The 7028-nt window shown below is 45.1% G+C and carries 6 protein-coding genes; all 6 read right to left on the bottom strand.

What is annotated here, in order from left to right; genetic code table 11:
• The coding region (locus tag Q0389_RS01970) for an ABC transporter ATP-binding protein (protein WP_298691092.1) at positions 1 to 853 on the bottom strand (853 nt) is incomplete at its 3' end.
• Positions 854 to 994: 141 nt separating this feature from the next.
• A complete protein-coding gene (locus tag Q0389_RS01965) occupies positions 995 to 1798 on the bottom strand; it encodes a tetratricopeptide repeat protein (RefSeq protein ID WP_298691090.1) in 804 nt (267 codons plus the stop codon).
• A 131-nt stretch (positions 1799 to 1929) separates the two neighbouring features.
• The gene (locus Q0389_RS01960; RefSeq protein WP_298691088.1) at positions 1930 to 3534 is read right to left on the bottom strand and encodes a hypothetical protein; all 1605 of its coding nucleotides are present in this window, start codon (positions 3532 to 3534) and stop codon (positions 1930 to 1932) included.
• A 233-nt stretch (positions 3535 to 3767) separates the two neighbouring features.
• Positions 3768 to 5936, bottom strand: coding sequence for a secretin N-terminal domain-containing protein (locus Q0389_RS01955; protein ID WP_298691086.1), 2169 nt, complete (start codon positions 5934 to 5936; stop codon positions 3768 to 3770).
• A complete protein-coding gene (locus tag Q0389_RS01950; RefSeq protein WP_298691084.1) occupies positions 5936 to 6496 on the bottom strand; it encodes a hypothetical protein in 561 nt (186 codons plus the stop codon). The genes Q0389_RS01955 and Q0389_RS01950 overlap by 1 nt, the downstream gene beginning before the upstream one ends.
• Positions 6493 to 7028: type 4a pilus biogenesis protein PilO (pilO, locus tag Q0389_RS01945; protein WP_298691082.1), on the bottom strand; the 536-nt coding region annotated here is incomplete at its 5' end. The genes Q0389_RS01950 and pilO, both read right to left, overlap by 4 nt.

The following is a 7028-nucleotide window of genomic DNA, read 5'->3' as shown; positions in this document are numbered from 1 at the left end:
TGACTCGCGAAAAGAGGGCTTCATGTGTACCGAAACGGTGTTCTCCTATGTCCGTATTGGCTGCGGTATCTATCGTTTCCGGTACTGTAGCAGAGCGTGTTTTGTGGGGAATATCGTGTTGACGGATTAACATTTCATATTCATAAGTCGTTTTTTCGACATCTTCGGAAAACGTTACCATTTTCCCTTCATGCATTAAAAGCGCTTTGTTGCAGTACTGAATAATTTGCTGAGTGCTGTGGCTGACAAACAGAATCGTTTTCCCCGTTTCTTGAAAACGTCGAAAAGCCTGAAAACATTTGTATTGAAAGGCAAAGTCTCCGACACTGAGTGCTTCATCCACAATGAGGATATCCGGATCGACGTGGATTGCGACTGCGAACGCGAGCCGCGCAAACATACCGCTGCTGTATATTTTGACACTTTGGTAAATAAATTCACCGATATCCGCAAATGCGATAATATCGGCAATTTTTTCGTCCACTTCGGTACGGGTGTATCCGATTAACATACCTTGAAGATAGATGTTTTCGATTCCGGTATATTCAGGATTAAAACCTGCTCCCAGTTCTAACAAAGAGGCGATACGCCCATGCACTTTCACGCTGCCGGATGTAGGTGTCAAGACTCCTGTGATGATTTTGAGGAGAGTACTTTTACCGGCACCGTTTTTACCGATAATGCCGATACTGTCACCTTTTGCTATATCGAAGCTTATATCGCTTAATGCTTTGAAGTCATGGTGGTATGAGCGTCTTAACGGATGCAGAGCTTCTTTGAGCCGATCGATAGGGTGATCATAGAGCTTGTATGTTTTATTCAGATCGTGAACGCTGATAGCGGTATTACCCATATACTATACCATCGAATATTAATTTCAGCGCGAGAATATTAGATGGAAACAATTCAACAGCCATTATGTCAGAGTCTCCTTTGGTGTGCAATACTGTGTATAGATTTTCTCCCGAAGAGAAAAGGGGGAGTGTTTGAGTGATTATTTGGCAATAATCATTTCGATCATTTTCTTACGGTTTTTTGCCAGTGTCTGTGCTTTTGATACATCAATCGGATCCATCCGTTTTTTGAGAACATCTCGGTTATAACCCGAATCTTCATCCCCTAAGAGTGCATTGGCATCCCATAATGCGTAAGCTAAAACAGCATTGCGCTCTGTCCCCAATCCTCGGGCGATCATTAAAGCGACGTTGTATTGTGCCCGTGAGTTGTCTTCCATACTCAGGGCTTTTTTGTAGAGTTCTACGGCTTTGGTATCGTTGCGGTCACATCCGCGTCCTGTAGCATACATGGTGGCGAGCTGAGCTATGGATAAAGAAAATCCTTTATTCGCTGCCAACGTATAATAGTGAAACGCTTTTTTTTCATCGGTATAAGGAGGTTTGGATTCATCGTAGATAAGTGCCAGATTGTGCTGTGAACGTGTATGCCCTTTATCGGCGGCATAGGTGTAATACGTTATTGAAGCATTTAAATCGCGTGGTATCCCTACGCCATTTTGATAAAGCAATCCGACGTTGAAATAGCCGTCCAGGCTTCCATTCGCCGCTGCAGCTTTGTAGTATTGCATCGCTTTGGCGTTATCCGCTTTTACTCCCTGACCTTTTTCATACATGATTCCGAGTTTACGCATCGCGTCGGTATTGTTGGTATCTGCCAGTTCGTGATAGAGTTTCAGAGCGTTAGAGTACTCTTTTTGTTTATATGCTTTGTCGGCGTCTTGCAAAGTTGCGGCATAAAGTGCCGAAATACAGAGCGCATAAAAGAAAAATAGGCGTAACATTACAAAAAGTCCTTATCTGCAGTTTCAATAAGGGGATTATAGCGTCAGTAGCGTTAATAGAAATTTAATATGATGAAAGAAAATGGGGAAAAAAAAGGATTCCAAAGGCAGGAGCCTTTGGAAAAGAAGACTTAGCGAACGAAGTCTGCACCAGTTGCATTGTCGATAGTAGTTGGGATAACGCGATCGCGTCCACCGTTAATCATCATAACAGTTACACCATCAACACCCTCAGTAGCAGTTACAACCGCTTCAGCACGGAATTTTTCACCGATACCGTTTGCAGCAGCAGCCGCTTTAAGTGTAGATGCCAACCATGTGTCAGATGCACCAGCAGCAAGACCAGTGTTACCAGATACTGCAGCAACTTCGATCATAGAAGCTACGTTTCCAGCATCGTCAGACAAGTTCCAGAATACGCGAGCATTTTGGTCAGAGTTGTTGTTCAATTTAACTTGAGTGTTTGTATCAGCGTTAGAGTTGATACTTGGAATAGTTACAACAGCACCGTTGTAGTTCCATGTGTTTGCATCAAGATCAGCTACAAGAAGGTTGCTTCCAGTGTAATCTGTTGCACCAGGATTGCTGAAATCATATGCGATAGACGCAGTGAAGTGTGTACGCTCGATAGCGTGGTTACCGTCAACAGTGAAAGTTACAGCAGCAGCTGAACCAGTGAATCCGTTTGCAGTAGCAGCCAAGAGGTTTACACCGTCAACGTTAACCAACGGACAAGAAACAGTACTGTTTGTAGCAGTAGTAGTGATTGTACACGCAGCAGGTGTTCCGCCGAGAGCTTCTCTCAATGCACCACCGATGTTTGTAGAGCTTGCAACAGTTGCGATAGACGCAGTTGTACCAGCCGGAAGCGGTTTGTCAGATGTAACAGTAACAGTTACGTCGTCAGTTGCAGCAGAAACAGCATCGATATCGTAGTCGCTAGCGTGAACGATAGCGTAAACAGTATCTTGTGTATCTTGGTTGTTAGCACCACATGCTACACCTTGAAGGTTGAAAGATTTGAAATCATCCAATGGATCGATTGTTTTAGAAACACCGACGATAGTTCCGCACAATTGTTTGCTAGCAGTCAAGATAGTTGCGATAGCAACGTCAGAAACGCTTTGTGAATCCCCTTGTCCAAGGTTTACGACAACTTTATCAGTTGTAGCAGCACTTGTTTGTGTGTACGTGATACCTTGACGAGTTAGTGGTGAAGTTATAGTAATAGAAGCAACCGTTGTAGAAGCATCCATTGTTGCATCGTCTTCTGATTGAACGATAACGTATTTACCGCCGTTAGATACTTGTGGACCAGTCGCACCGAATGCGATTGTAGATGTACCAGAACCAGCAGTGTATTTTGCTACAACTTTGTCAGTTGCGTTAGTGATATCCGGGATACCAGCAGTTGTTGTTGTAGATTCAACGACATAGTAGTATTTACCTATTCCTGAAGTCAAATCAAGTGTCAATGTTCCAGCTGTAACAGCATAGTTGAAAGTCGGGTTTGAAAGAGTTGTCAAAGCGATATCGTTCGGAGTGTAATCCCCAAGATCGATGTTTGCGATGGCTGCAGATGTGCTAAGCTCACTTGCTTTTGTTTGTGCTGTGTTGTGGCTAACGACACCGATTGATTTTCCAGCATAGTCAGAAAGTGTATATGCGAATGCTGATGTAGAAAGAAGTGCGCTCGCGATAACGCTTAGTGCACCGTATTTAAGACCTTTAGTCATTAAGACTCCTTTTAAATGGTGTGTAAATTTCGGCCGAAAGCCCGACACCTCGGGATTTCTGCTGACATCTTACATAAATCGTTCTTAATCGTTTCTAAAAGTAGAATTTTTTCAACTTTTGTGTTACAAATTTGACACGAAAATCGAAAAAACAGCTACAAAAATGGGGGAAAATGGGGGAGATGGGAGGAAAGCAAGATAAGAAATTGTTTTTTAAGAGGAGAATCGGAAGCTTATTCCGATTCGCTGATAGTGCCCATGGCTTGGGATAAAGTGGAATAATCGGCAAGCGATTCGATGATAACCGGTTTGACGAGAACGACGAGTTCGGTTTTGGTCGAACTGTTGGAGGTCGTTTTGAAAAGATTGCCGAGCAAAGGAATGTCTCCGAAAAGAGGAACGCGGTTATTTCCGCTGCTTTTATTTTCACTGATGAGTCCGCCGAGCATAACGGATTCTCCGCTGCGCAAAACAACGTTCGTATTGATCGAACGGTTTAGAATCAGAGGGGAACTGATACTGGAGAGGTTGTTTGTCTGTGCCTCACTGACGCTTTGGTTGATTGCCAGTGTGAGGACACCGCCGCTGTTGACCGTCGGTTTGACGACCAAAATGACCCCGGTTGTACGGTATTGGACGCTTTGTGTCGTCGCGGTATCGGTTGTTGTCGTCGAGGATGCCGTGGTCTGTGACGTCAAAATCGGAACTTCAGTCCCGACATTGATCGTCGCTTCTTGATTATCCAGGACAACCAGTTTCGGCCGAGAGAGGATGTTGATCTGATTTTTTTGGGCAAATGCATTGATCAATGCACTGAAATCGGCGGTACTTTTAAAGATGCTTCCCGTCAACCCGCTGCTGCCCAGACCGAGGTTCCCTACTGTTTGAAGCGAGCCGGAAAAACTGCTTCCGTCGTGTTTGAGATACCACTCCAACCCGTATGAGAGTTTATCGGTCAGGGTGAGTTCGGCAATCGTTACCTCGACCATAACCTGGCGGGGAAGGGTGTCGATACTTTGTAAAATCGTTTCGATTTCACGGTAGCGCTCCGGAGAAGTATAGATGATGAGGCTGTTGGTATTGGTGTCGGCGACGATTTTAACGTCATTGATCAATCCCCCTCCGGAGCTGGTCGGCGTATTGGTTTTTGACGGAGTTTTTGCCGCAGTCGTTGTAGCGGTATTGGTCGATGTGCTGCTTGAAGAGGTTGCCGAGCTTGTTTCGTTCGTCGCTTTGGCAGAATTGACTCCGGTTACGAGGGAGACGATTTCATCGGCTTTGCGGTTTTTGACCTGATAAACGAACATCCGCGGAGAATCTCCCAATGCGGTCAAACTGTCAAATTTGTCGCGCCAGTATAAAAGCTGATTGACCCATTCGTCTTTATCAGAAATAACCAGAATCGATTGCAGCTCCGGCAGTTCTTGCAAAAACAGTCCGAGATCACCTACTTTTTTCGCTACCGGCACACCGACGCTCGGGAGGACTTCACGAACACGATCGATAAAGTTTTTGGCTCCTACATAACGCAGCGGGATGATTTGCGCTGTTTTGTTTTTCATTGTCGGACGGTCAAAAAGGTCTACGTAGGTAAGCGCTTTTTTGATATTTCCCGCGAGGTCTTTGATCATCATAACTTTTTGATCGGTAAAGATTTGATAGGTGACGTTCGATGAGAGGGCAAAGTTTTTGATATGGGGGAACTGAGTCATCATCTCAACATAATAATAAGGGATAAACATCGTGATCTGACGGCTGTCGGGAACGTTGGCATCGAGTGTGCGTCCGTAGTAGATATTGGTGTCTTGGATAGAAGGGTTGAATTTGGCGTCGACTTTCGGAGGTTTTACGGTGATGAAAACCGTTGATCCCGCTTCTTTGCTGAGAAGCAGACCGTTGTCGTTAATGATTTTTTGGGCAATAGCAAAAAAATCTTCACCTTTCATCGAGGCCGCCATATTGAGACTGACCGGATTCATTTTAGCTGCGGCTTCGGGAGTAATCACGTAATTGATTCCCAGAACACTGCCGAGTGCGACTTCCGCAAATTTTCCGACCGGTATTTTTTCAACGGAGAGTTTAACGGGACGTTTGTCGTTGAGCGTCAAAGGAGGCGGAGGGGGTAGTTCTTCCGGCTGAGGGGTTGTATAACGGGGTTGTTTTTTATTGATGATTTCGGCATCGAAAGGGGACGTGAGCGGCGGAGCTTCAAACGTGATTTTGTAACGTTCTTTGTCGCTTAGGTTGGCATCCGGCGCGGTAACGTTGTTCTCTTGAACGGTTACGGTTCCCTCCTCGGTTTGTTTAAGAGAGACGTCGGTAGGGACTTCCGGAGTTTTGGCACCGCATCCCCATATCAAGAGTAAAGTGGCGATCATCGAAAGTGTATGAGAGGTTTTCATTATTTTCCTTTGGGCGATTCGGATTTTGGTTTGTATTGGTCAAGGTCGATTTTAAACAAAGACATTTCGTAAGTCGTCCCGGTTTTCGTATCGAGCATGACGATGGAATGGTTCGTAACCTGTTTTACCCGCAGCGGTTTGTACAGAGTCGCCCCGGCACCGACGGAGAGGGTTTTTTTCGTAGCCGTGACGTTGGTGTCAAAAAAAAGCCCTTTTTTTCCGCTGAGACCCATAAATTCGTAGCATGAAATACCGACGCAGATGCGAGGCATTTTTCCGGCAACCGCAGGTGTAAAGATCACGGCGTTCGGTGTAGGGTTTTTCGGGTCTATTTTAGGAAAAATTCCCCATACCGCATCGTTTGAAAACGCGAGTGAATCTTTTGTTTTTTGAGTAAAAAGAGTTTGGACCAATGGCGATATTTCAGGAGGTTTCGGTTTGGAAGAGGGGAGATTCATCGGTTCGGAGAGTGCGCTTTGCAGTGCGGCGAATTGCATGAGCATCCATCCGACGAGGATTACCGTAGAAAAACCAATGAGGTACCATTGTGTTTTATTCATTCTTTTTCCGCCTGAGATTTTTTAAGATCATTTATCCGATACGTATACAAGTCGGCTACGACGGAGAGTGAATTCATGTATTGGACGACCGATAAATTCTCGATATAGAGCAGTTTGCCGTGTCGGCGCAAAAGAGTGAAAAAGTCGGTGCAGTTTTTCGGCGATCCCTTGAACGCGAGGGTAAGGGGTAGGAGCGTATAAGGGCTGTCGTCATTTGTCGAAGGTTCTCCCCACGAAAGATTGGTCATCTCGATACCGCTTGCATTGACGTCATCACGTATGGATTGTTGTAACGAGGCAAATACAAGAGCGTCAGGAAGTGTCGGGTCCATAAAAAGCGTTCGGTTCGCTTTGTCGTTGAAGCGGTCTTTGCGAACGAGTTCTGAGGTCTGTTTCATCAGTTGGTCCACATTTTCATCGGAAGCGATTTTGTGTTCTACGAGCCGTATATCGTCAATGAGCTTTGCGTTTTCTTGTTCGATATCGGGAGAGACCGTATAATAAATCAAAATGGCGCAGAGGAGAGTTAGGA

Origin of the sequence: uncultured Sulfuricurvum sp., from assembly GCF_937936435.1 — a bacterium.
In the GTDB taxonomy this organism is placed as follows: domain Bacteria; phylum Campylobacterota; class Campylobacteria; order Campylobacterales; family Sulfurimonadaceae; genus Sulfuricurvum.
Note: the sequence above shows the minus strand (reverse complement) of the source record. Positions and strands in the feature narration are given on the sequence as shown.